The sequence below is a fragment of the Caldithrix sp. genome, from assembly GCF_056497305.1.
Map to the genome: position 1 here is coordinate 1 of NZ_JBSMDE010000144.1, position 25568 is coordinate 25568.

The following is a 25568-nucleotide window of genomic DNA, read 5'->3' on the forward strand; positions in this document are numbered from 1 at the left end:
GAAAATATTTATTGAGCGCTCTCCCGCCATTAAAATCATTGACTCCACCTTTTCTAAAAAGTTCATTTTGGCCTGGTACAAGCAAAAATGCATTAACCTGGAATATTTAAGACGAGGCTTTGCTAAATTTCGGCCTCTGCCCGCCTTAAAAGACAGCGCTTCGTTTAAGGAAGCAGAGTCATTTGCCCGATCGCATGCTAAAGGGATCTGGGCTGTCCCCTCTTCCCGAATCCAACCATTAAAGTTTTACCGTTATTTTCGAATGGCCGGTGGAGTATTACTCGTTCCACCAGACTTCATCGGGGAATCCAGGTATAAGTTTTTCCCTTCCATCTCAGTTGGCTACCATTATGGCGATCTGCTTGGCTTTTCTCTCACACGTCAGGACAGGGTTACGCTAACAGCACAGGCTTACACTTTTTGGGCTTTTTTACTACCCATTTTGCAAATCGGCCCTGAATATTACCATAAACAAACGCGGGTTGGCCTGTATTGGGGCCGCTGGTTTCCCATAATTCTTGGCCTGATTGGCCCGATCGAAAGAGCAAACAGTCAATTCTTTTCTTTTGAAATGGGAAAACGAAAGATCAACACTCAGGGCAAATGGTATGAATTCATTTTGACTCTTTACTGGTTTCCAGACCGACAGAATGGAAAGTTTCTTTTTAAAGTTGAAATGAATTTGCCGCCTCTGTAGTTTTATTAAACAAGAGGGCATTTTTTGCCAGATACTTTACAAGGGAAGTTTTAATGAATTTTTTGAATCGACTGAAATTGGGGATTGTGCCCTTAAAAGCCCTTCTGCGTTCACTGTTTATTTTCCGGATTCGCCACACTCCGCTTCGCATCTGGAATTTGAGCAAAGTACTACTTTCCATGGGGCTGAGTCGGTGGCTAAAAAAACCGATGGTCTGGGGTATCCCACCTATCGTCATGGTAGAACCGACCAACATCTGCAATCTGAAATGCCCCATGTGTCCCTCCGGTAACGGCGATATGGCCCGACCGCGGGGACGCCTGGACTTTGAAAATTTTAAAAAATTGATGAAGGATATCGGTCCGTACGTTTATCAAATTCAGTTCTGGAATCAGGGCGAGCCGTTTTTAAACAAGCAATTTTTAGATATGGTGGCTTACGCCAAGCAATTTGGCGTCATGACGCAAACATCGACCAACGGACATTTTATTCGCTCCCTGGATGAAGCCAAAGCCATTGTTCATTCCGGATTGGATCAAATTATTTTCTCACTCGATGGAACCGATCCGGTGACTTACGCCAAATACCGTGTGGGTGGCAATTTCCAGCTGGTCATGCAAGCCCTGGAATATCTTTCGGAAGCTAAACGTCACTTAAAATCAAAACGGCCCATGATCGAACTGCAATTTTTAATTTTTAAACACAATTTAAATGAACTAACACAGATCATTGAAATTGCGCGTAAAAATCAGGTAGAACGTATTTCTTTTAAAACAGCGCAGATCTACGATGACCAGCAGGGTTTTGAATTTCTACCTGAAAATGAAACATTAAGCCGCTATCAATACGATGGCCAACATTTTTCTTTAAAAAGCGACTTACCTAACTGGTGCAAACGCCTCTGGCTCAATACTACCATTAACTGGGATGGCTCGGTGAGTCCTTGCTGCTTCGACAAAGACGCTGATTACGCCATGGCTCATATCTTTGAACAGAATCAACCCTTCCGGCAGGTCTTTAAAAATGAAAAATACATGGCCTTTCGCCGGCAGGTATTGAGCAACCGAAAGGAGATCGAGATGTGTCGAAATTGTACGGAAGGAATGGAAGAGCCTTACGCGCGCATTGTAGAAATTGCAGACCGCGTTTCCATTGAACGCTTTTTAAAAGAAGCCTCGCTCTTTCAGAAAAAGGAAAAAGTCGAAGAAGTCTGATTTACATAGGCCAGACACAAACAACAACGAGGCTAAGGCAGCGCACCCACACCCATGAATAAAAACCATTCACCTTGACCTTGATTCGATCCGCTTTTTGACCAGTTGGTAGGCGGTTTTACCGTCCCATTCTTTACGCAGTAACTCTTCGGTCTGGCAGGCAATACGTTCAATCAGGCGCTCAAAGGTGTAGTCAATCCGGTAATAATCCAGCACTTCTTTGGCCAGCAGACTCATGGTCTGGCCATGTAATTTTTTAAAGCCCAGGTAGATTAAAATCAAAGCAGCCGCCCGACCGATGATTTTGTCTCTGACATGCAACTGGCTTCTCGGATGGATTTGGGTTTGTGTGTTCAAGAATGCTTCAAGCTCAAATAACGGATGGAGCCAGTGTCTGTCCGAAGCAAAAATCAGGGTATCTCCATTAAACACTTCGAGTGAATGCTTCATCATGCTCTGCTTTCGATTACAATGCTTTTCTCTTACCAACAAAAAGTTTTACCAATTCAAATTAAGAGCTCAAAGGGAAAAGCTCAACTATCATTTTGCCTTTCAGAAAGAAAATTTTTCCTGAACCTTTTGCACAACAGCCTCAGGTTTAATCTCCAACATACAACGAAAATGGCCTTCAGGGCACTCCCGATGGCCGTGTTTGCCACAAGGACGACAGTACAAATCAGGGATTTCAAAGACCCAATCATTTTCTCTAAAAGGGAAAAAGCCAAATTGTCGAACCGTGGGCCCGAAGAAGGCAAACACATCGGTCTGCATGGCGTTGGCAATGTGTAAGGCGCCGCTGTCGTTGCAAATCATCAAATCGCACTTTTCAATAACGGCAGCGGATTGCAGGATACTTAACTGCCCGGCCAGGTTTAAAGCTTTTTGTGCGCCGGCCTGTTTGATGATCTGCTGACAAAGTTCACGCTCCTCAGCGCTACCGATGAAAATCAGATTGAACTGATCTTTTAATTCTCTGACTAATTCGGCGTAATATTGAGCTGGCCAACGTTTGGTCGGCCAGACCGAGCCAGGGGCAATGGCAATAGTAGGGCGTTGAGCGTCTACCTGTTGTAAAAATTGGACGGCCGTGTTTCGATCTTCTTCTGTCGGGAAAAGTTCGGTTTGAATGGAAAATTGATCTTTGCTAAAAGGGGAAAGTAACCGCAAATATTTTTCAATAGTAAACCCAGTAGAGGGCACAGGCACCTTATGCGTTAAAAAAAACCGAATGGGATTTCTGGAAAAGCCTATTCGTACAGGTATTTTAGCCAGACGAATTAACAGCCCACTGGTGAATGAGCTGTGCGGACTTAAGGCCAGATTATAGCTACGCGATTTTAAAATTTGCAACACATCTTTAAAAGCCGGCCATTTTTGAGCGCGCTTATCAAACAAAATGAGCTGGTTAATGTGCGGATTATTGGCCAGCGCCCCGGCTGTTTGAGGAATCACCAGCACATCGAGCTCCGCCCCGGGAAAAAACTGTTTAATAGATCGAATTAAGGGCGTGGTTAAAATGACATCACCCAAATAGGCTGTTTGCACCAGTAAAATCTTTTTAAAAGCCATCCTCTTTTCCTGTTTGTACAACTAGCAAGTTAAGAAAAAGAGGCCATGTAAGTCAAAGGGAAGGAAGGGCAACCTTCTCTCATCTGACGCCCTGAACCAATTCTTCTCTCAACCGTTTTGCAAGAAAAGAAAATATAGGCTCGGGATCTCCGGTGACATCTTTCCAACATTCTGGAAAACCGCTTCTTTTTCAAGCAGAGCGCTCCAATTGCAAACCTTTAATTTTAAAGCAGCAAAGCCACAACTTTTAAAAACCGCGGAAAGCACTGAGGAGCCACAAAGGGCGCAAAAAATTAATTGCCCTTACCCCCACGATCCCCCTCTCCCAGAATAAACGTCTGGGAGGGGGGAAGACCTGTGTGGGAAATTTTCTCATCTGTATTGAAATTTTTTCTTATTGGCAAATTCCCAACTAATGAGAATTCGGTCTGTTGGATTTAACTTTACCATTCGTATTGCTCGAGGCAGCCGGAAAGAAAAGTAAAAATTTTCAGCCTAAGGTAGCACAAAAATTTTTGCATCCCGTAGCGCGACTCCCCAGAGTCGCTTTGGCTCGATAGAGCCAATAAAAAATGCCTAAAAACGGAATCGATTTTCCTTAATTCACAGATTCTAAAGCAGCATAGCTGCAACCTAAAAACTTCTTTAAAAAATGACAAGCCGGTGCCCATGAACCATTTACCTCTTACACTCTTACACTCTTATACTCTTAACTCTTCCCCTGCAACAGCAAAAGTCATTTCACCAATTAGCCCTCACCCCCTCGATCCCCCTCTCCCAGAATACAAATCTGGGAGAGGGGGAAGGCATGGTGGGGGAATTTTCTCACCTATAGTGGAAATACCATTCACGAACAATGGGAATTCGCTATGTCAGCCCAATGCTCATTCAACCATTCAACCAATCAACAATTCAACGGTTCAACAGATTTATTCCCTCACACAGCACAAAAATTTTCGCACGTTAATGCATTACCTCTTTTGAATAACAGTATTCAAAAACATTATTTTAAGCAGAAAATTAGGGCATAAATACACGAAGCTTGACGATCAATAATCGCTGAGACCGATAGGCTCAATCTGCTGCCTTTTCCCCTCTCTGACTTTTGTTTTTTTTTATTGTTGCCGTGGTAACAAACCGACCTTTTAGCACACACCGGCCTTCTCCAGGCCAGCAATCACGGCCATTTAAACGGCAAATCCTTATTTTTTTTGCACCTTGTTTAATCCAGCGTAAATGGGCACATTCCCAGCTCATTGTTCTCCTTTTTTTAGGACAATACTGCTATTACAGCCAAAAGTCAAATAAAAGATCGCTTCCTCACAAAGATCCTATTGTAATTGCAATGTTTTTCCCTTTCCCTGCCTTTGGCAGGAGATTAAACCGTTTGAGTAGGAAGGCAGGCCCGATCTTGGAATCATAAAAAAATCAACCATTGTTTTACCAATGCAGCTTAAAAATTTTTGCTTCTCGTTTTGGCAAGACAAATCTTTTTTTGGAAGTTTTCTCAAATGACCTGTCTCTTCCTGCTCACCATCTATCTCGGCAAAACTGCCGAATGACTTCGTCAATTTTTGTTTTAGATAGATCATTTCTTTGCCAGAGCGCTTAAAAACAGGTATTGAAATAATTGGCACAAAAATTGAACAAAACACATTCGAACGCATTCAAAAGTAAAACCAAACAAAGGAGGTAACCCTATGTTACTCAAAAAGACGTTTTCCGCAGTTCTCATTAGCCTGATGTTAATCGGCGCTGTTTTCGCGCAGCCAGGCCCTGGTCCAAAAGCACCCATGCCAGACAAACCGGCAATGCACATGTTTAAAGGTCTGAACTTAACCGATGAACAACGCAGCAAAATCGAAGATATCCATCTTGCGATGCAAAAAAAGATGCTATCTATGCAGGGTGATTTACAAAAACTGGAAAAAGATTTCCGTTTAATGGTCATCGATGAGGGCGTTTCTGAAGGTCAGTTAAAAAATCAACTACAGAAAATCCATGACTTAAAACTGAAAATGGCATTGGAACGAGCCAGGACGCACCGCAAGATTCGCTCTTTGTTAACCGATGAACAAAAGAAGAAATTCGACGCCATGTATCTGAGCGGGCACAAAGGCAAAGGCATGAAACATGGAATGGGCATGATGCCCCGCCACAAAATGATGGGCCCCAGAAAGCGAGCTCAATAATTAAAAGCCAATGAACATATCCCCCATAGCCCTTCTTCAAAAAGAAGGGCTATTTTTTTACCAATCCTTTTCCTTAACATCAAGTTTTTGTTTCTGGTTTCGAAACTAAAGGTATGAGAATTATGTTGAGGAAATCCCATGTTAAAAAAGTTCATTTTAATCTTTTTGCCTTTCATCGTATTATGGAGCGCATGTCAGCCCAGGGTCAATCTCTTTCTAAAAAAAGATGAGCGTCCGCAGCCATCAGCAAGCGGGCCTTCGTTACCCCAGGAAATTAATGGCATGGTGCTGATTCCGGGTGGCTGGTTTTTGATAGGCTCGAACAAAAGAGCCGATGAAAAACCGATTCACAAAGTTTACGTTAATGCTTTTTACCTGGACAAATACGAAGTTACGGTAGCAGAATTTCGACAATTTTGTATTGCCACCGGACGCAAGATGCCCATGCAGCCTGTCTGGAATTCGGACGATCATCCGGTGGTCAACGTAACCTGGCACGAAGCCCGGGCCTTCGCCAAATGGGCCGGTAAAAGGTTGCCCACAGAGGCTGAATGGGAGTACGCAGCCCGGGCTGCAGGCCCCAGTCTGACCTATCCTTTACAAATGGAACGGGCCTACATCAAATCCTACGGTAATGTAGCCGACTTTTCCTTAGCTCAAAAAGATCCCAGACGCGTTATCATGAGCAGCTATGAAGATGGCTTCCCCTTTACATCTCCGGTGGGTTATTTCCCGCCCAATCCCTTTGGCATCTATGACCTTGAAGGCAATGTTCTGGAATGGTGCGCGGACTGGTACGATGCCCGTTATTACAGCCAATCCCCTTCAGAAAATCCCCGCGGTCCGGCTCAGGGCAGGTACAAAGTCATTCGCGGAGGATCATGGAACAGAAGCGGAGATTATTTGCGCACCACTTTCAGAACCTGGTACCCGCCTCAGGTGCGCTTTGAATTTTTGGGTTTCAGATGCGCCATGGATGCCGATCGCGCGTTTGCGCAACCAAATCCGGTTTTGACCACCGTTCCTTAATTCCCAAATTTGATATGAATCAATTTGCATTTTCGATCGATTTTTTACATTAAATTTGAGATTTCAAAAAAATTGACAGGAGGTCACCCCATGCGGATTTTTTCTACTTTAATACTTTTTATTCTCCTCGCCACATCGCTTTTGTTAGCCGACACCTGGAGTCAATCGACGATTAGTTCCAACACCACCTGGAGCAAAAACAATGCCTCCGGCGACGGTGTCTGGATTGTAGATGTCCCCAATGACACGCTGATCGTTCAGGCCGGAGTCATTCTGACCATCGAGCCCGGCGTTACTGTGAAATTTCATGACGATGTTTTATTTCTGGTGTATGGTTCACTCATCGCTGAAGGGACGGCCCAGGATTCCATCATTTTTACTATGGATGATGCTCCGGGCAGCGCCACGGAATGGAGCGGCATTAAATTACTTTCCGGGAATTCCACAGTGAACAAATTGATCTATTGCCGAATCGAAAAAGGCGATGCCGACATCGATCTTTCCGGCGGACAGACCTACGAAAAAAACGGTGGCGCTCTGTTTTGCGCTGCCTCGATCGACACCAATACCATCGTCAAACACTGCACCATTCAAAACAATAAGGCCATCGAAGCCGGCGGCGGCATCTTTACAGAAGGCAGTCCTAAAATCGAATTTAATCTGATCCGCCACAATATTGCCGGACAATATGGCGGCGGCCTTGGCGTCAAAGGTTCCTCTGTCTTCGAATTAGCCTCACCGCATCTTAAGAACAATCTCTTCCTTCACAATCAGGCCGACGGACTCGGCGGCGGCGGGATCGGATCGTTTGCCAACACCAATATGACCATGCTTAACGATCTGCTTTACGACAATTCTTCGCTCAATGGTTCCGGCGGTGGAATATTCCTTTACAGTTCGTCCAGTTTGCTAAGCGGTAAAAATTTGATTGTTCGCGGTAACTCAGCCAATTCCAGCGATCAAATCTTTGGCGTGCCCGATTTAACCTACTCGAATGTAGAAGGCGGTTATTCCGGCGAAGGCAATATGGACGCTGATCCGCAATTTTCAGACGCGGCCAACAACGATTTCCATTTTGAAGCCAACTCGCCTGTGGTTGATGCCGGAAGCAACACCAATGCACCGAGTGTGGATTTTGACGGCCAACTCCGGCCCTTTGACGGCGACCGGGACGGAAATCCGGTTGTGGACATGGGCCCTTTTGAATACCAGAACACGCCTCCGCAAATCGTCTCCGATCCTGTTACACAAGCTACTGAAGATCAATTGTATTCTTACCAGGTAGTAGCCGAAGACCCGGACGCCGAAGAAGTTTTAACCTACAGCCTGATCCAGGGGCCGGCCTTTCTGAGCATGGACTCCACCACCGGACTCCTTTCCGGAACAGCACAAACCGATGAACAGGCGGGCGATTACACAGTCACCGTTCAGGTAGCCGACTTGAACAAGGCAACCGATACGCAAACCTTTACTCTAACCGTTGTGGCAGCCAATGACGCGCCGGTAGTTTCAGATATCCCCGATCAAACCGTCGATGAAGGCGAATCGTTTGCAACCATCAATCTGGATGATTACGCAGAAGACGAAGACAACGCGGACAGCGAACTGACCTGGAGCTATTCCGGCAATCTGCAATTAATCGTCACCATCGACGAAAGCCACGTTGCCACCATTCAAACGCCAGATTCCAATTGGTACGGCAGTGAAACCATCACCTTCACAGCAACCGATCCGGGCGGCCTCTCCGGCAGCAATTCGGCCACGTTTACCGTAAACAATGTGAATGATCCGCCGGTTGTTTCTGACATTCCGGACCAGACTATTGATGAAGGGCAATCTTTTACCACGTTCGATCTGGATGATTACGTTAATGATATTGACAATGTGGAATCCGATTTAACCTGGACCTACAGTGGCAACCAGGACCTATCGGTCACTATCGATGAAAATCATGTGGTAACCATCAGTGCCCCGAATGAAGACTGGTACGGCAGTGAAACCATCACGTTTACAGCCACCGATCCGGGCGGCCTGTCAGACAGCGATTCGGCTGTGTTTACGGTAAATCCCGTCAACGATGCGCCTGTGGTCTCCGATATTCCAGATCAGACCATCGATGAAGGCCAGTCCTTTGTTTCCATTGCACTGGATGATTATGTAACCGATGTGGATAATGAAAAATCGGAATTGACCTGGACGTACAGCGGAAATCAGGACCTTACGGTTGTCATTTCTGCAGACCACATCGCAACGATTTCGGTGCCTGATGAAAACTGGTTTGGCGCGGAAACCATCACATTTCGGGCCACAGATCCCGATGGAGCTTATGGTGAAGATCCTGCCACCTTTACGGTTAACAACATCAATGACGCCCCGCTTGCTGTAGACGACCAGGCTACCACCTCCGAAGATGTGGCCGCTACCATCAATGTTCTGGCCAATGATTCGGATATCGATGGCGACTATTTAACGGTTAGCGCTGTGAGTTCTCCGGCGCACGGCACCGCTGTCATCGAAAATAATCAGGTGGTTTACACGCCCGAAGCAGACTGGTACGGCGACGATATGTTTACCTACACCATTGACGACGGCAACGGGGGTACAGCTCAAGCTACGGTAACGGTAACGGTACAGGCGGTTAACGACGCTCCGGTTGTCAGCAATATTCCAGATCAAACTATTGAAGAAGGGCAAAGTTTTACAGATATTCTACTGGACGACTATGTGAATGACGCTGATAACAGCGATTCTGAACTTAGCTGGACGTACAGCGGCAACCAGGATTTACAGGTCTCCATTTCCAATGATCATATTGCCCACATCGCCACACCCGATGCGGATTGGAACGGCAGCGAAAACATTATTTTCACGGCTACCGATCCCTCCGGCTTAAGCGATCAGGATACCGTCACCTTCACCGTACAGGCGGTTAACGATCCTCCAGTTGCGGCTGATGATCATGCCAGCACTCTTGAAGATTCTTTGGTGAAAATTTCTGTGCTGCAAAACGATTCCGATCCCGAAGGGAATCCCCTGAGTGTGATCCAGGTACTGAGCGCTCAGCACGGTACAGCCAGCATTTTGGCAGATTCACTCATTCTCTACGCGTCTTCGGCAAATTATTTTGGTGAAGATGCTTTTCAATACGTTGTTAGTGACAACAACGGAGGCCAGGACACGGCTTACGTGTTTGTTACCATTGAAGCGGTAAATGACCCTCCGCTGATCAGCGGTCTCCATGAACAACAGACCAATGAAGGCCAACCTTTTGATCCCATTCAGCTTGATGATTTCGTAAGCGATGTAGATGATGCGGACAGTACCCTGCAATGGCAGGTTGCTCCCACGCAAAACATTACCATTTCGATTTCTGAAGAGCGCATTCTGACGGCCCGACCAATTGATGAAAACTGGTCTGGTTCGGAAATCGTGGTGCTTACCGTCAGCGACACCTCCGGCGCCACCGATCAGGATTCGGTGCAATTTACAGTACTGCCGGTTAACGATGCGCCGTTAGCAGTCAATGATACCGTTGTAGTAACCGAAGACAGCAGCATTGTCATTGCCCCTCTTAAAAACGATTGGGACATTGACGGCGATTCTTTGCAAGTGGTTAACAGCGATTCAGCCTTACACGGCCAGGTTTCTCTGGCCAACAGTGAGCTGACCTTTCGGCCGGCCCCCAACTTTTTCGGAAAAGACAGTCTGGATTACGTAATCAGCGACGGCAATGGCGGACTGGACACCGGCCGGGTGTTCATCACCGTTACCCCGGTTAATGACGCCCCGCTGATCACGCCTTTAGAGAATCAGACCATCATGGAAGGACAGACCTTTGATGTATTTGCCCTGGATAACTACGTTACCGATGTAGATGATCCCGATAGTTTGCTTAGCTGGTCGGTAAAAGGACAAAAAGAACTTTCGGCAACCATCACGCCCCAACGATTTCTCTTTGTGGAACCGCCTTCAACCGAGTGGAACGGCAGTGAGTGGTTGACCTTAACTGTACGCGACACAGCCGGGTTGGCCGACAGCATGAACGTTAAATTCGAAGTGCTGGCCGTTAACGATACGGTCAAGTTTACTCAGCCCTTGCCCTTGTTAACGTTTAAGGAAGACGACTCCTTGCTTTACACCATCAGCAACTGGTACCCCTTTGTGGAAGACAAAGACAATCCGGACTCCACCTTACATTTTGATCTGACGGGCGGGAAGGTTGTTTCGATTAAAAAACGGGACAACGCTTTTCTGTTGAAGGCACCGGCTAACTGGTTTGGCAACGATACACTGACTTTAAAGGTTGACGATGGACTGGTCGGAAATTCCACCAGCGTCTTTGTTTCCGTAAAAGCGATTAATGATCCACCTGAAATCAAAAATCTGCCCGACAGAATTTCCTTTGACAATGACACAATCTACACGCTGACTATGAATGACTTTGCTTTTGACATCGACACACCAGACTCTCTGCTGAGCTGGAATTTCATGGCCAGCAATGACTCCCTTAAATTTGAGTACGATACAGAGTCAACCAAACTTATTTTAAGCGCGCCGCAATTTGCCGGAACGGTCCAGCTTACCTGCATCCTCAGCGATGATAGTTCGGCCACTGCGAGAGACACCATCGAGGTGGAAGTTACTGCCCCAACAGGCTTGCAGGATGATCTGTTCTCACAGATTCCGCAACAATTTGAATTACACCAGAATTTTCCGAATCCTTTCAATCCTTTAACCAAAATCCGCTTTGGCCTACCCATTGCCGGAAAGGTTAAAATTACGGTTTACAACATTTTGGGTAAAAAGGTGGCTACCGTGTTCGATGGCTTTAAACCGGCTGGCTATCATGTGGTTACCTTCAATGGCGCTTCCCTGTCTTCCGGAATCTACTTTTACCGTTTAACAACAGAAGACGGTCACTCCTTCATCCGCAAGATGGTGCTTTTAAAATAGACCAGTGCCATTCATTGTTTATTCCGGGTGTGGTTTTTTACTGCACCCGGATTTTTTTTGATGCAGGAATGGTTTTTGTAACAGGTAGCCAGCGTAACTCGAGCTTTAGCTCGAGCAGGCTCAAACCGAAGTTTGAGTTACAATGTGTTGCTTTAATAGTTAAAACCCAGCGAAATGTAGCCCACTGTGTTTCCTCCGTTCAGGCGGCCAAGAGCAAAATGCAGAGGGCCTAAAATAGTGTCGATGCTTAAGGCAGCTCCAATACCGGAGAAAAAATCATTGGCAGAAAAGACTAATTGGGGCTCGGACCAGATGCCGCCAAAATCATAGCGGAACGAAAGATAAAAATTCCTGAACATGATATTATCCTGGAAATACTGCTTTAATGGCAATTTTAACCGATACTCGCCACTTAACAAAAAGAGCTGCCTTCCAAAATACTCGTTCTGGTACAGTCCGTAAAACTCATTTAATCCTCCGAGTCTGAAATTTTCGGAAAACGGTAACGTACGATCGCCCAGGCCAAAAAACGATCGAATGTGCCAGGTCGCTTGCTTCCGAAAAGAGTAGTAGCCCTCTAAATTGACCCAAATTTTGGTGTACGGTTCGCTGCTGCCCAGCACCAGTTTGTTGCCCGATTCCCAGGCCCAGTAATTATTAATGCCTTTTGTGGGAAAATCAATGCGATCTCGCTTGTCAGCCACGGCCCGAACTGAAAAAGTGCGTAATTCAATATTTTGCGGAAATTGAAACGTCCCGTCTTCGGCCCGGTCTTTGACGTTTTCGTGGCGTAATTCAACAATAAATTGCCCGAGGCGTTTGAGTTGCTGCCCCACCTGAAAACGCGCTCCCCGGCGCTCTTCACGATAGGCGCCCGAACTTCCGTCCTTGTTGTGTACAGGATTGATTTCCCAGGTGTAATAACCCTGCAGATCAAACGTTAAATAGGTTGTAAAGATCCGGTCGTCTCGCAGCTTGAATCCCAATTTACCATCCCGATTGCCAAAACGGCCTACCAGCATGGCTTTTACGCCCATGCCCAGCAGAGATTCATCGCCAAACTCCAGATACATTTGCGCCTTGCGGTCGGTGTCGTATTTACCGCCCAGACGCATGACCACCGTTGATTTTTCTTTAACGCGCACTTTCAGGTGATAATCCGGGTAGGCTTCAATAATATCCACCGTTACGCGTTCGAACAGTTGTGTAGCGTACACATTCCCAATGGCCTGGGCAATCTTTTTCCAGTTAAAGACCCAGCCTTTCTGACGACTGAATTCCCGGGCAATCACATAGTCCCTGATCTTTTCGTTTCCGACAATATCAATGGTTTTGATCCTCCCTTCATTGATGCCGATGGTCAGAACCTGTTTACCCTCATCCCAGAGCAAGCTATCCACGCGCATCAGCGAAAAGCCATCCTGACGATACAAATCCGTAATATGTTCCAGATCGGCCTTTAACCAGGCCAGATTGAGCGGCTGGTTCTCCTGTAAAAACATGAATTGTCTGATGCTTTGCTCATCTTCCTCAGTCAGCCCCTTAAATTGAATGGTGCGGATGATAGGGAAGGATTGCATTCGAATGTCCAGGGTCAGCGAATCACTGCTCGTATCGGCCCATACTTCAACACTTCGATAGAGCCCGCGGTTCGCCAGTTGCCGGGCCAGATGCAGGACAGTGGTTAACTCATGTTCCCCCTTTTCCAGGGATTTGAAGCGCAACAACGTTTCTGCATCAACCAGGGGCTGGTTAAAACGGATGGCGCGCACAAAACATTTTTTCCCGGCCTTACTGCTTTCTTGAGCCATCAACCTTTTGATTTGTTCCATACTCTGACGGGCGGCCCTGTAGCCGATATCTACCAATTCAGGCAAATTGGAATAATCGTCGTTACGCCGGGAACCCACTTCCGGTTCAATTAAAACATCAGCCGACTCCTTTTCCAGTTGCCGTTCCAATTCCGCCATGATGGTTGTGGCCTGATCGACAATTTGCCAGGGCGCATTGATCTGCTCCTTTTTTCGCAAGGGCGAGGTCACGTCAACGGCGATGACAATGTCCGCCCCTTCTGAGCGAGCCACATGCACCGGAAGGTTAGAGCGTAAACCACCGTCCACTAATAACATGGAATCGCGTTCAATGGGCACAAACAGAAGAGGGATGCTGCTCGATGCATCGATGGCTTCGGCCAGATTGCCTTTTTTAAGCACCACCGTCTTTCCGCTCACCAGATCGGTTGTCACGGCCCGAAACGGAATTTTTAGTCGATCAAAGCTGTCGGTAGCCTGATACCGAGCACGAAGTATGATGTCTGACAGGGTCATTAGAATGCGCTGTCCGGGTGAAATGGCCACCGGAATGAATGGCGTACCGTTTTTAAAGCGCAGATTGATCAGGTAACGATCCTGTTCTCCTTTTTGCCCTAAAAAGAGAGCGGTTCTTTGTGTCCGGTCCTGATAAATTTCATCCCAGGCAATCGAGCTGGTAATTTTAAGAATTTCGTCGGTGGAATAGCCGGAAGCGTAGAGCCCACCGATCACACTACCAATACTGGTGCCCACGATTAAATCTACCGGAATGTGATATTTTTCCAGCGCTTTCAGTACGCCAATATGCGCAATACCGCGCGCGCCGCCACCGCTTAACACCAGGGCTATTTTAGGGCGCTTCACAGGCAGCCCGCTTGTTTGGACAACAAGCTTTCCCTGTTCAAAGCGATAGACCTGCTTAAACAGCAAAGCCCCAAATGAAGGCGAAAGTAAACTGAGGATCAGCAACCATACCATCCACAGGCGCATTCCGGAAAATCCTTCCCTTTTTACGGTTATTGCTTCTGCTGGTAACTTTGAATTAACTTTTTAAAATAGGCTTCAATTAAAAGCTGGTAATCCCTGTTGTAGCCCTGTTGCAGCGCATTGCGCATGGCATCCTGTAGCTGTTTTAAATCCAGATCGTAAATATTACCTAATTTTCGGGGATCGTGGGCCAGGTATCTTTTAGCTCGCTCTGCTTTTCGTTTTTTGGAGTGCTCTCTTTCACGAATCGATTTTTGGGCGTCTAACATACGCGACAAAATGCGTTGCTGCCGTTCAATGGTTTTACGACTGATATTTTTATTGAGCAGGTCTTTGACCACTTTATCCATGTCCTGGGCCACCTGTCCCAGACGGCCCAGCACATTCTGACGCTGCCCCATTTTTTCATTGAGTTCTTCCAGGGCCTGTTTTAAGGCCGCCTGCCTGGCTGCCAGGCGTCGCATGGCCTGTTGCTGCTGCATGGTCAGTTTTCCCTGATTGCCCTGGCCAAACAGGTTCATGGTCTCTCCATTGATCTGCCCCTGCTGCCCGGCCATCTGTTGCAATTGCTGCACAAACTGTTCAAATCCGGTCCCCGATGAACTACCGGCCATTTGTTGCTGTGATTTCATCATCTGTCCAGCGCTCTGATTTAGAGCAGCCATGGCCTGCATCTGCGCATGCATGGCGCTACTTTTGAAACGCTCACTCAATTGCTGTAAAGCCCTGCTCATACTCCGCGCTGCATTTTGTAAACTTTTACTCATCTGAGGTTGAATTAAAAATGTTTCGCGGGAGAGCTGGACGATATCTGAAATGGCCCTGTTCAGATTTTCATTTAATTGTCCCTGCTTGCGTATCAGCTGATTGAACTGCTCGCTCAACTGCGAAGTTTGCTGAGTCTGACGCTGTAATTGTTCCTGATCACGAGAGAGTTGCAACAGGCGTTCCAGGGATTTTTGCATCTTTTGGGCAATACGTTGTTTATTCTGATTTAACATCTTTTGATAAGCCTGCTGCAGAGTGCTGGCCATCTGTTGAAATTGATGTTGTAACTGCTGAGAATGGCGCTGTGCTTGTTGCCAGTTGCCTTGTTGTATATTTTGCCGCACGTTTTCCATGCTTTGCTGAAGAGCCTGGTCTTTAAGCCGGGCCAGCGCAGAATCCAGTTGTCTGGTGCTTTCCGGAAATTTTGCCAGTCGGGGATTTTTCTCCACTTCCTGCACATCAAACTGTAATCGCTCTTTGAGCTGTGCCTGCTTTTTTTGCTGACGGAGTAAATTCTCCTTTTGTTCCTTGCTTATTTTTTCTGAATTTTCTAATTGCTCGGAAATCTTTTTCTGTTGCTGCTGCAGAGCCTCCGCCTTTTTGACCAGCTCCTCCATCTTTTGCTCTAACTGCACCTGCTTCAAGAGCTCCATGGTGCGTTCAATTCTCTGTTCAAACGCTTTTTGATTGAGACGAAACTCCTTCAACGCCTTTTCTACCTGTTTGGGATTGGCGCTCTTTTCCAGAACCTGACTCAATTTCTTCAGAGCTTCTTCCAGCTCCGGGGTGAGCACATCTCTGAACAAATCCTGCAGCTGTTGATATTTTTGCAGCAGTTCCTGACTGATTAAGTTATTTTGTTCCAGCTTTTTAACGGCCTCTTCCAGCTCTTTGCGGATCTGCTCGATTTTTTTCTCTATTCGTTTTTGCCGTTCCAGATCCTGCGCCAACTGGTTTTTCTTTTCCCAGTTCAACTTTTTAGATTGTTTCAGCTCGCGTTCGATCTTTTTCAGGTTTTCTTTCAGGGCTTTTGCTTCTTTCACCACGTCTTCCAGGTCCTGCGCCTTTTCCTGTTGCGTTTCATCCACGGCCTGGAACACTTCTTCCAGGGATGGAAAACGAATGCTGTAAATGCGGCTCTGACCTTTTCCCGGACCGTTTATTCTATTGTTGTCCAGGGCCAGCGCAAAATATTTGAACACATCGCCAAAGGCCAGAGGCAAGGTATTAAAATCCAACAGATGCTGAACCAGCACCTGCCGCGCTCCAGATTGCTGGAGCGGCAAGGTCACAAATTGCCAGGTGGAATCGGCGCCGGGCATTTGATGCACAATTTGGTAGCCCAGTTTCAGCGCAGCAATGCCAAAATCGTCGCGGGCTTCGATCTCAAGCGCGAGCTGGGAATCCAGTGTCAACTCCAGGTCTTCACCGGGACGGGTAATTTCGACCAGTGGCTGGTAATCTTTGAGCAATGTAATTTGATAGTGGATGGGATTGCGATTCCGATAGCCAGCCGTATCCGTCAGTGCAATAAAATAGCTGCCCTCCCGCTGCAGAATGAATTGTCCGCTGGCCAGGCGGTTATCCACTTGCAAGGGTAAGGAATCACCGGTAGTAAAAATGGCCCATGCGCTTTTAAGAGGCTGATTGCTTAAAATACGTAAATGGATTTTCGATCCTTGCAGAGCCTGAATATCACCAATATTTCGTTCCAATTTTTGCCTGCCTAAACCCGTGTAAGCCGGGGGATCGATGGTAACATCCAGAACTTTAATAAAAGGCAGAGTGACAACTTTGACTCTGAATTTTTTTGATTCAAAAAACGATTCTACTCCCCTTTTGATGAGCGGTTCGCCCATAGCCTGAAAATAAAACGGCTTTTGAATATTGGGTATTTCCAGCCAGAAATCCGTCTCATTGCCCTGGCAAAGACTTAAATGCGTCCGGCCTTCCTGTTCGATGCGCAGAAAACAATGCGCCAGGGGTGGCCCCTGGTAGGAAACCTGGATTTTTAGCGGGTCGCCCCTGACCACGGCGGTATCCTGGGGCGTAACCCGATAGGTAAATTCCGGTAAAGCAGCGTAGGGGTTGGCCGGATTGAGTAAACGGAGAGTAGAATGCCATAAGGCTCGACCATTCAGGGAAATCAGTATTAAAAAAGCCAGCAGCAGAGAGAGCGCCCACTTCCATTCCGGGAACAACTTTTTTAGGGAGATCGCTCGCTCGAAGTCATAGTGTTGATAGCGGGCGACAATTTGCTGCACAGCGGCGGCCTTTAATTCGTCTGAAATGTGGTTTTCGTGGTGCCGGCGAACCAGCTGGTAGGCATTGACCAGATCGTCCTCAATTTCGGGGAAGAGTTTTCCCAGAAAGCGGGCCAGTGGCGAAAGGTCACTGTTAGCTGCAAGGGAAAGATATCTTTTTAAAGGGATGCACAGCAGTTTAAAGCACAGCCAGCCCACAATGGCCAGGTTAATAAACCACAATCCCCAGCGTGTCAATCTGGAAAAGTAGAAAAATTGATCGGCCATGGCCGCACTTAACCAGAGCAGCAGTAAAATGATTAAAAAGCGGAAAGCCGAGGCCAGGGCCGCTAAGCCAAAATAACGTTTTCCAAAACGATAAATTTTATTAACAAAATTGTCTGTCATAGTTTAAAACCTGATCTGGAAATAGCGGAGTGAATTCTATTTACTTTGTATTGTAAGACACTCCCCTTCAATTTACTGCAACCTAAAACACGCCGACCTTTTCTGGCCTAAAGGCAGAATCGCTTCTTTTTCTCAAAAACCGGTACCACCAAAAGAGCCTCATTTGATTCTTTTAATTCAACAAAGCATAAAGAAAAATGTTCACCGCCATTTTCAGGGCCTGCTCCCGAACATCAGCCGGATCGCCGTGAATTTCGGGGTCTTCACAGCCATCGCTGATGTCGGTATTCCAGCTGTAAAAACAGACGAGGCGTCCCTGGTAGATCAATCCGAACCCCTTGGGCGGTCCCCCGGCATGCTCGTGCACTTTGGGCAAACCATGGTCAAATTGGAAATAGATGTGGTAAATCGGGTGAGAAAACGGTAATTCCACAAAATTCAACTCAGGAAACACCTTTTTCATCTCCCGTCTGAAGGCCAGGTCCATGCCGTAATCGTCATCGGCAAACAGAAAGCCGCCCGAGGTCAGATATTTTCTGAGCAGGCGAACCTCATCATCGGAGAAGCGAATGTTCCCATGCCCGGCGATGTAAGCAATCGGATATTGAAAAAACTCCGGGTCTGTTATTCGATGGGCCACTTCGCGGCTGGCAACGTTAATCTGGAATTCCTGGTGAAAACGGTGTAAGATATTACGCCAGGTTGTTTTATTACCATACCAGTCCCCACCTCCGGAATAGTGAATGCGTACGGGGGCAATGGGCTGAGACAGTCCAAGATGCGCCAAAAAGAAGAGCAGAATTATTTTTTTTGCCATAAAAAAATCCCGAAATGTGCTGACATTTCAGGATAAATTAAGGCAAAACTTGATACTGAACAAGATTATCTTAGAGGTGCGTAAAAATCATAACGCCCAGGGTCACGGCGCCGATGATTTTGACACTCAGTCCTCCAATGCGTCCCAGAAAAGCGCCATAGGCCGCTTTTAGGCCAACCTTAAGATTGGGGATTCTGATGAATTCAACGATAAATGTACCTAAAAACACACCGATAAACGAACCAATCAGCCCGCCTAACACGGGTGTAAAAAAGGCACCAGAAATGGCGCCGATAATACCGCCAACAATCGCTCCGGCTACTCCCCATTTGGAAGAACCATATTTTTGAGCCGAAAAGGAAATTAAAAGAAATTCCAGAAACTCAAAGAGAAGCATTACGCCAAAAATCGTTAACACAAAGCCAAAGGAAAACTGGCTAAATCCTGTAGAAATAGCGTAAAACAAACTACCCAAAGCAATGAGGACATTACCCGGAATGCCAAAAAAATTAGCAATTGTTGAAGCGGTAACAACAGAAATTAAAGCAATTTCTAAGATAGTGGTCATAGAAAACTTCCCTGATTAATTGGCACTCATTGCAAATTGATAACGCTTGGACCTGGAATTTAGATCCAATCTGGAGAGAATGGAGCGCACCTTAAACCAACCAACTCGCGTAAAACCGTACTTTTCGGTGTTTAATCTCTTTTTAATACCATAGGCGCCCAGAGCAGGATCTTCTTTAATGATCTCCTTAATTTTATCTTCCAGACTTAGATTAGCCAGATCAACGGGGCGTTCTTCCGGTTTTGTTTCCTGTGTTTCCCTTGCCTGCGGCGCGGGCTCCGCAGCTTGAGACGGGCCCTGGCTGACAGCCGGCTCCGGCTTCGCTGTGCTATGCTCTGCAGCCGGTTGTTTTGCCGTAGCGCCGCTCTCAACCATTTCAAATTTATTGATGGCTTCATCTATCGAATCATAAACATCCAAAATGTGATGAAACTCCAGCAATTCAAAGATTTCATAGACATCCGGCACCATGCGCACTAACTTTAAATCGCCACCGTTCTCGCGGATGGATTTGATCTCACTGATAAAAATACCCCAACCGGCGCTACTGATGTAGTCAACATTGCCAAGGTCTACAATAATATTAAAACGCCCCTGTTTCAATAGGGAATCAAGCGCTCTTTCCAATTCAGATGCCGTTGTGGTATCAATGTAACCGCCAACCTTGATAATGGAGATATGATTCCGGCTACCCGCTACTTCTGTTGAAACTTGAATACCTTCCATTGATTCCTCCTTTGGCCATGGCCCTCTTATTCAGATTTTGGCCCTAATATGGCATCGTCCGAAATTATTTTTTTATTCTTCAATTGCTCTCTTATTCGCTGTAACGGATTATCGGCAGAAATTTGCTTTTTTTGATAGGTTCGAGATAATTGAAAATTCATTATACCCACTGAATTTATTGCTTCGACCAATTTATCATAAGATTTAAATATATTATTATTTTTAAGATAATTCAATATATCTTTCATTCCTTTCAAAATTTCGGCAGAATCAAGTTCATCCAGATGCAATTTGTAAAACGAAAACAAGCTGTGCATCTCTATGAACAACTGCCTTATGGCCTGCATATCCGCACTTTTTAACATCGGATGGGTTTTAATTATTTTTAATAAAATATTCAATTTGTTAATCACCTCTGGTAGATGATCTTCCTGAACCGCTTTGTCCAACAATTCGACCACCTGGGTGTAGTCATCCTTAACCAGGCTGAAAAATTCTTCGGCTTTTTCGCTTTTGTATTTATCGAGCATAATTTGACGTAACTCAGCAACCGAATAGGTATTGCCAATTAGTTCTTTCCCTTCAGAAACAGGTTCTTCCGGCCCCGGAGTCATAAGAATGTTTGACGTATCTTCTATTTTTTCCAGCTCAGGCAACAAGTCTATTTCTGTGGGCGTTTCTTCTTCTACCAACTTCTCAACATTAAAGGATTCTGGCTCAACTTCTTCAGGTACCTCGAAAGTAACCCCTTCCTGTTCCCCTGTCTTGGTTTTCTCCTCTATTGCTGGTTCGGTGGTTACTTCGGCTTCGGGAGCGGAGACTTCCTCAGTAACCTCTTCTGTTTCGGGTTCCTCTTCAGATTGCAGGGCAAGCGGCTCTTGTTCTGCTTCTACTTCTTCTTTTTCAGAAACAGCCTTCGCCGTTTGCTCTGGTTCCGCTTTTTCAATTTTCTGAACCTCTGGCACGGCCTCCTGGTCGGTCTCTTCAACCGCGGGAGCAGCTTCGCTGGTTTCTGTGACCGGCATTTCCACCTGCTCCTGGCCGGCGGTTTCGCTTTCAACCGCAGCGCTTTCCGCTTTTGCTTTTTCTTGCTCCGTTTGCCCGCTACTACTAACAATCTTTACCGCCTTTTTCTGCGACGTTTCTTCCTGAGGCATCCCGGAGACAAAGGTTGGTACGGCTTTCCCTGTACGTTTTGCAATCACCTGTTCACTGGACTCAAAATCCAGAATGACCTGCCCATCCAGGGTCAGTAATGGCGTACCCGGTTGTTTCAAGGGACGGGTACCTCCTTTTTCGATCCAGCGTCTTCGCAGTTCTTCCGTATTCAGGCGCATCCTGACCAGTTCATCATAAATGCGATCTGGGTCCACCTTGATGTTGCCATACTCATCTTTGCGTAATTCGTAGGCGATCAGTTTTGGGCCAAATTCCGGATGCTTGCGTACAATGTCGTAAATTTTGGTTTTAACTTCGATGCTTAAATGTTTTCTTTCAATGGGATCGTCCATTACAGACAGAAATTCCTTAAGGGCGCTCAAGCCCTTGCTTTCAATAAGATGTTTGTAGCGATAGTAGTGGGCCGGCGAAACTTTGAGCTTTTGCAAAGCGTCCTTCACTTTCATTCCGGAATCGATCAGACGCTTTAATTCCCGCTGAGTATTGATGATCACTTCGCTGGGCATCATCTTTTCGCGGATGGCTACAACCGTTATGTCGTCGTTCTGAGGAGCCCCGCCGGTAAATTCTTTCAGTTCCTGATTAATGGACTTAATAAATTCAGCCACGCTCAGATGGGCATTGCGACGGATGGCATCCAGAAAGCGTTCTTCGCGGAACAGCTCGCGCTTGCGGTTCATGGCCTCGGTAACACCATCTGTGTACAGGACAAGAATGTCATCTTCGCGCAGGCGGATGGATTCGGATTTAATGGTACGTCGGAATAAATCCGGATCCGGTAACTGGATACCAACCGGAAAGCCCGGCGGATTCAAATAATAGGTTTGCCTGGTCGAGTTGCGGTACAAAATCATGGGATTGTGGCCGGCGCTGGCAAAATGGATTTCGCGGTTGCGCGAATCGAGCACCACGTAGAACATGGTTACAAACATGCCGCGCTTCATATCTTCAACCACAAAATCGTTAACCCGGGCCAACACTTCCGCCGGATTTTTATTGCCCCTTGCCTCCAGGCGCAAAGCGGTGCGGATCATGGTCATGATCATGGAACCCGGCACACCTTTACCGGAGACATCTGCAACACAAATGCCGATGGTATCGTCATCCACTTCAACAAAATCGAACAGGTCGCCACCCACCTCTTTGGCCGCTTCGTAATAGGAAGAAATATCGTAACCTTCCACCTTGGGGAAATCGCTGGGCAACAGCATCTGCTGAATTTCCTGCGCCACCTGCAATTCTTTTTGTAATTTTTGCTGTTCTACCAGAGTCACCTGGGCTTCACGGAATTTATTGGTCATCTCATTGAAAGCCTGGGCAATCTCACCGATCTCATCGGAAGCATCAATGTCAATTTCATCCTGATCCAGCTTGCCATGCACCACCTGACGCACCCAATCGGCCAGACTGTGAAAGGGCTGTAAAATTTTGTGAATCAGGAAGAAGATGGGCACATAGCCTACCAGCAGGACGATGATCAAATAAATAATGATTCGGATTTTGCGCTGGGTTACAAGATCATCTATGGTTGTTTTATTGATCCAGACATGCACCTCTCCCAATTGCAGGCCATTGGCCATGATAACCGGGATGATCAGATCGTTCACCGTCAGGGTATCATTTACCGCATAGGTTACACGCAGGGCTTTTTGAATGGTATCCGCTTTTTCTGAAACGGGGGTAAAATGCAGAGCTTTGAAAGGATAAATGACCTCTGGTCGGCTCCAGGCTAAAATGGTTTGCGCTGTATCGGTCACAAAGACTTCTTGAATGAACGACAGGTGGCTTTCACGCACTTTGTAGGCCTTCTCAAAGAGAATCGCAGAATTTTCGGCCAGCAGATCATCCACAATATTCGCAGCCAGGGCCTCGCCAGCGGTAGCCGACAGGGTGTAAAGGTTGTCCTTAATATTGGATTCAGTACTGTAATAAACCGGAATAAAAAAGAGTAAGGCAATAATCGTAAAGATAATACTGGCCACAATGGAATACTTGGTTTTCAGGTTTAAGGCGTGCCATTTGCTTAGTAATGAGGGCTCATGCGTTTCATCCCGAAATTTGGTAAGCCGTAATTCATTGCCACGCTCTGTAACCGCATATTGCATATCATCCATTAATTTACGCATCATTAAAATACCCAGACCGCCCTTTTTCCCGATCTTGATGTACTTATCCAGGTCTGGAGTATTGGCCTGGCGGGGATCGTAACTGGTGCCCTGGTCAATGATAATAAAGGTCAAACTCAATCGGCGGATAATTGCTTTTAAAGTAATTTCGCCATTTTTAATATCGCGATAGCCATGGCGGATGATATTGGTACATGCTTCATCGACCACCAATTTAAAGGAATTAATGATTTTATCGTCAAATTTGTATTTTTTGCCGATCCGTTCGATAAAATCGCGCACCTGAGTTAAATAACTCATTTGCGCCGGAATGGTGATCTCTTCTTTTTTTACATTTTTGAACATTTAAATTACCACAAGTTATTTACTTTTTTTCAAACGTTCACGGGCGTTTTCAATGGCCGTCAACACCTTTTTATTGTAAGGATAATCTTTTAAAATTTCCTGCCAGATGTCAATCGCTTCCTGATATTTTCCTTTAACAAACAAATCCACGCCCTGCAGAAATTTTTTCTCGGCTGCCGGGCTCAACGCTTCCTGTTTACTGCGGGCTTCGATCTTTGCTTTCTCATAGTATTGTTTGACCAGATCGTTATCCGGATTTAACTTCAAGGCTTCTTCAAATACCTTTAAAGCCAGATCATATTCACCCAATTCAAAGAAACTCAGACCTCGTTGAATTGTTTCCTGAACTTTAATGCGCTGGCTCAAGGTCTCAATTTCCTGTTGCAAGGCCTGGTTGTCGCCACCCAATAGGCGCGCTTCCCCAACCAGGCGCAAAGCTTCGGAATAGTTTCCCTTCCGGAATTCCTGACGAATTTTTGTCACCAGACGATTCAATTCCTGATTCAAGCGTCGCCTGGTGGTATTGATCGCCTCCAGGATGGTCGGATCGTCTGGCGCTCGTTCCAGAGCCAAATTAAATTCGATTAATGCTTGCGTAAACTGATTATTGTTCAGATACGTTCTTCCTTTTTCAAAATGTTCCTGTATGAATTGTCGGTCGCTTTCCGCTCTTTCTTTATCTAATGCCGTTTGCACCGCTTTTCTGCGCTCTTCATCCAATCTCTTCTGCAATAGAGCATCGGCCGAATCCAGCATCACTTTGGCTTTTTGATTAAAGGCGTCGTAGCTCAATACCTGCTGATATTCTACAATCGCATCCAGGTACTGTCCTTCCTTAAAAAACTTATCGGCCTGTTCCAGATGCTGTTTAATCATTTTTTGACGATCTGCCTCACGAATGGCGGCAATCAGCTTCTCTTCCTCCTCTTTTTTACGCGCTTCGGCCAACTTTAACAAATCGTCGCGGGTAGGCCCAAAACTCAGTGAAACGGAAAAGCGATGCACACTGGAAAACACATTGCTGTAAGGGCTGGAAGAAAAGGCGTAATCGATCTGAAAGATGCTGTATTGCAAACCGGCTCCGAAGGTGGGGGAGCTGTTGTCCAGGCCAAGACGCACCATGGCCAGATTGCGGAATTTGTACTCTGCGCCAAAATGGAAGCGCATGGAACGTTTTTGTGAGTAATCCAGATCAAGCATAACATTAAACTGATTGCCGAAGCCTTTAAGTAAAATACGTCGTAAAATTCCTAAACGCACAGACAGTGGAAATTCATCCACATTATCGCCCTCTTTAACCTGAGGGGCAAAAAAGTTGCGCAGGCTCAGTCCGATGGACCAGTCCCTCAACAGGGCGCTGGTAAAGATTTGCGGCCGGTACATCAGGCCCAGATCCATGCCCACGCCCATGTCTACTAAGTTGCCCTGATCCACAAGTCCATTCCAGGCGCGGCGTACCAGACGAATGGTCAGACCGCTGCTGATATCAAAGGGTAATTTTTTAGCGTAGGAAAAAAAGCCATGGTATTCTTCCCACGAAAAGGTGCCTAATTGCGTATTAAATTCATCGGTTTGTCGAATGCCGCCGATGCCGATTCGGGCCACCCCCAGCCCAAAGGTGCCTAAGTTCAAGGTTGGAAAGGCGTACCCTAAAAAATCGTAATTGGCGCCCTCGAACAAGGAGGTGTGAAAAAAGGTAGCGCTTTGCTGGTAAACAAACTCCAACCCGGCCGGATTCCAGAACACCGCTGTGGGATCGTCAGCCAGAGCCGTAAAGGCGCGGCCCAGACTAAAGGCCCGTGCGCCAAAGCCCATGCTCAAATTGCTCTCCGTGCCCCCTTCGCCCTGCTGGGCAAACAGATGGCCGGCAAACAGGCCAAAAAGAATTAAACCAACGCTTAACGCTCTTTTTATATTCGTTCTTTTCATGATCTTA

Annotated in this window: 14 protein-coding genes and 1 pseudogene; 5 read left to right on the forward strand and 10 right to left on the reverse strand. The window is 46.4% G+C overall.

The features are described 5' to 3' along the window. Positions 1 to 697: pseudogene (locus ACWB0I_RS12010) on the forward strand (hypothetical protein); the annotation flags it as partial. Positions 698 to 750: 53 nt separating this feature from the next. After that, positions 751 to 1911: a radical SAM/SPASM domain-containing protein gene (locus tag ACWB0I_RS12015; RefSeq protein ID WP_479388308.1), complete on the forward strand. Its 1161-nt coding sequence runs from the start codon at positions 751 to 753 to the stop codon at positions 1909 to 1911. 69 nt (positions 1912 to 1980) lie between these two features. Here ACWB0I_RS12015 and ACWB0I_RS12020 read toward each other — a convergent pair whose 3' ends face one another. From ACWB0I_RS12020 to ACWB0I_RS12030, 3 genes are all read right to left on the reverse strand, one after another. Further along, the gene (locus tag ACWB0I_RS12020) at positions 1981 to 2364 is read right to left on the reverse strand and encodes a DUF1893 domain-containing protein (protein ID WP_479388309.1); all 384 of its coding nucleotides are present in this window, start codon (positions 2362 to 2364) and stop codon (positions 1981 to 1983) included. A 99-nt stretch (positions 2365 to 2463) separates the two neighbouring features. After that, positions 2464 to 3480 carry a lipopolysaccharide heptosyltransferase II gene (waaF, locus tag ACWB0I_RS12025; RefSeq protein ID WP_479388310.1) on the reverse strand — a complete coding sequence of 339 codons (1017 nt, stop codon included), beginning with the start codon at positions 3478 to 3480 and terminating at the stop codon, positions 2464 to 2466. A 1331-nt stretch (positions 3481 to 4811) separates the two neighbouring features. After that, positions 4812 to 5147, reverse strand: coding sequence for a hypothetical protein (locus ACWB0I_RS12030; RefSeq protein ID WP_479388311.1), 336 nt, complete (start codon positions 5145 to 5147; stop codon positions 4812 to 4814). Between the two features lie 33 nt (positions 5148 to 5180). Here ACWB0I_RS12030 and ACWB0I_RS12035 point away from each other — a divergent pair, with 33 nt between their 5' ends. The 3 genes from ACWB0I_RS12035 to ACWB0I_RS12045 all read left to right on the forward strand — a co-directional run bounded on the left by ACWB0I_RS12035 (position 5181) and on the right by ACWB0I_RS12045 (position 11654). Beyond that, the gene (locus ACWB0I_RS12035; protein WP_479388312.1) at positions 5181 to 5672 is read left to right on the forward strand and encodes a Spy/CpxP family protein refolding chaperone; all 492 of its coding nucleotides are present in this window, start codon (positions 5181 to 5183) and stop codon (positions 5670 to 5672) included. Between the two features lie 138 nt (positions 5673 to 5810). Further along, complete coding sequence (locus tag ACWB0I_RS12040) at positions 5811 to 6701, forward strand: formylglycine-generating enzyme family protein (RefSeq protein WP_479388313.1); 891 nt, start codon at positions 5811 to 5813, stop codon at positions 6699 to 6701. Positions 6702 to 6791: 90 nt separating this feature from the next. Then, positions 6792 to 11654, forward strand: coding sequence for an Ig-like domain-containing protein (locus tag ACWB0I_RS12045; protein ID WP_479388314.1), 4863 nt, complete (start codon positions 6792 to 6794; stop codon positions 11652 to 11654). 152 nt (positions 11655 to 11806) lie between these two features. On the opposite strand, the gene ACWB0I_RS12050 is transcribed toward ACWB0I_RS12045, so the two are convergent. The 7 genes from ACWB0I_RS12050 to ACWB0I_RS12080 all read right to left on the reverse strand — a co-directional run bounded on the left by ACWB0I_RS12050 (position 11807) and on the right by ACWB0I_RS12080 (position 25561). Beyond that, entirely contained in the window at positions 11807 to 14455 is a 2649-nt protein-coding gene (locus ACWB0I_RS12050; protein ID WP_479388315.1) for a patatin-like phospholipase family protein, read from the reverse strand. 26 nt (positions 14456 to 14481) lie between these two features. Further along, positions 14482 to 17871: a hypothetical protein gene (locus tag ACWB0I_RS12055; RefSeq protein ID WP_479388316.1), complete on the reverse strand. Its 3390-nt coding sequence runs from the start codon at positions 17869 to 17871 to the stop codon at positions 14482 to 14484. A 172-nt stretch (positions 17872 to 18043) separates the two neighbouring features. Beyond that, positions 18044 to 18688, reverse strand: coding sequence for a DUF4159 domain-containing protein (locus tag ACWB0I_RS12060; protein ID WP_479388317.1), 645 nt, complete (start codon positions 18686 to 18688; stop codon positions 18044 to 18046). A gap of 70 nt (positions 18689 to 18758) precedes the next feature. Then, a complete protein-coding gene (locus ACWB0I_RS12065) occupies positions 18759 to 19256 on the reverse strand; it encodes a DUF456 family protein (protein WP_479388318.1) in 498 nt (165 codons plus the stop codon). Positions 19257 to 19271: 15 nt separating this feature from the next. Further along, entirely contained in the window at positions 19272 to 19982 is a 711-nt protein-coding gene (locus ACWB0I_RS12070) for an STAS domain-containing protein (RefSeq protein WP_479388319.1), read from the reverse strand. 26 nt (positions 19983 to 20008) lie between these two features. After that, positions 20009 to 23632 (reverse strand): SpoIIE family protein phosphatase, encoded by a 3624-nt coding sequence (locus tag ACWB0I_RS12075; protein ID WP_479388320.1) that lies wholly within the window; start codon positions 23630 to 23632, stop codon positions 20009 to 20011. A gap of 15 nt (positions 23633 to 23647) precedes the next feature. After that, positions 23648 to 25561: a PorV/PorQ family protein gene (locus ACWB0I_RS12080; protein ID WP_479388321.1), complete on the reverse strand. Its 1914-nt coding sequence runs from the start codon at positions 25559 to 25561 to the stop codon at positions 23648 to 23650. Positions 25562 to 25568 lie beyond the last annotated feature (7 nt).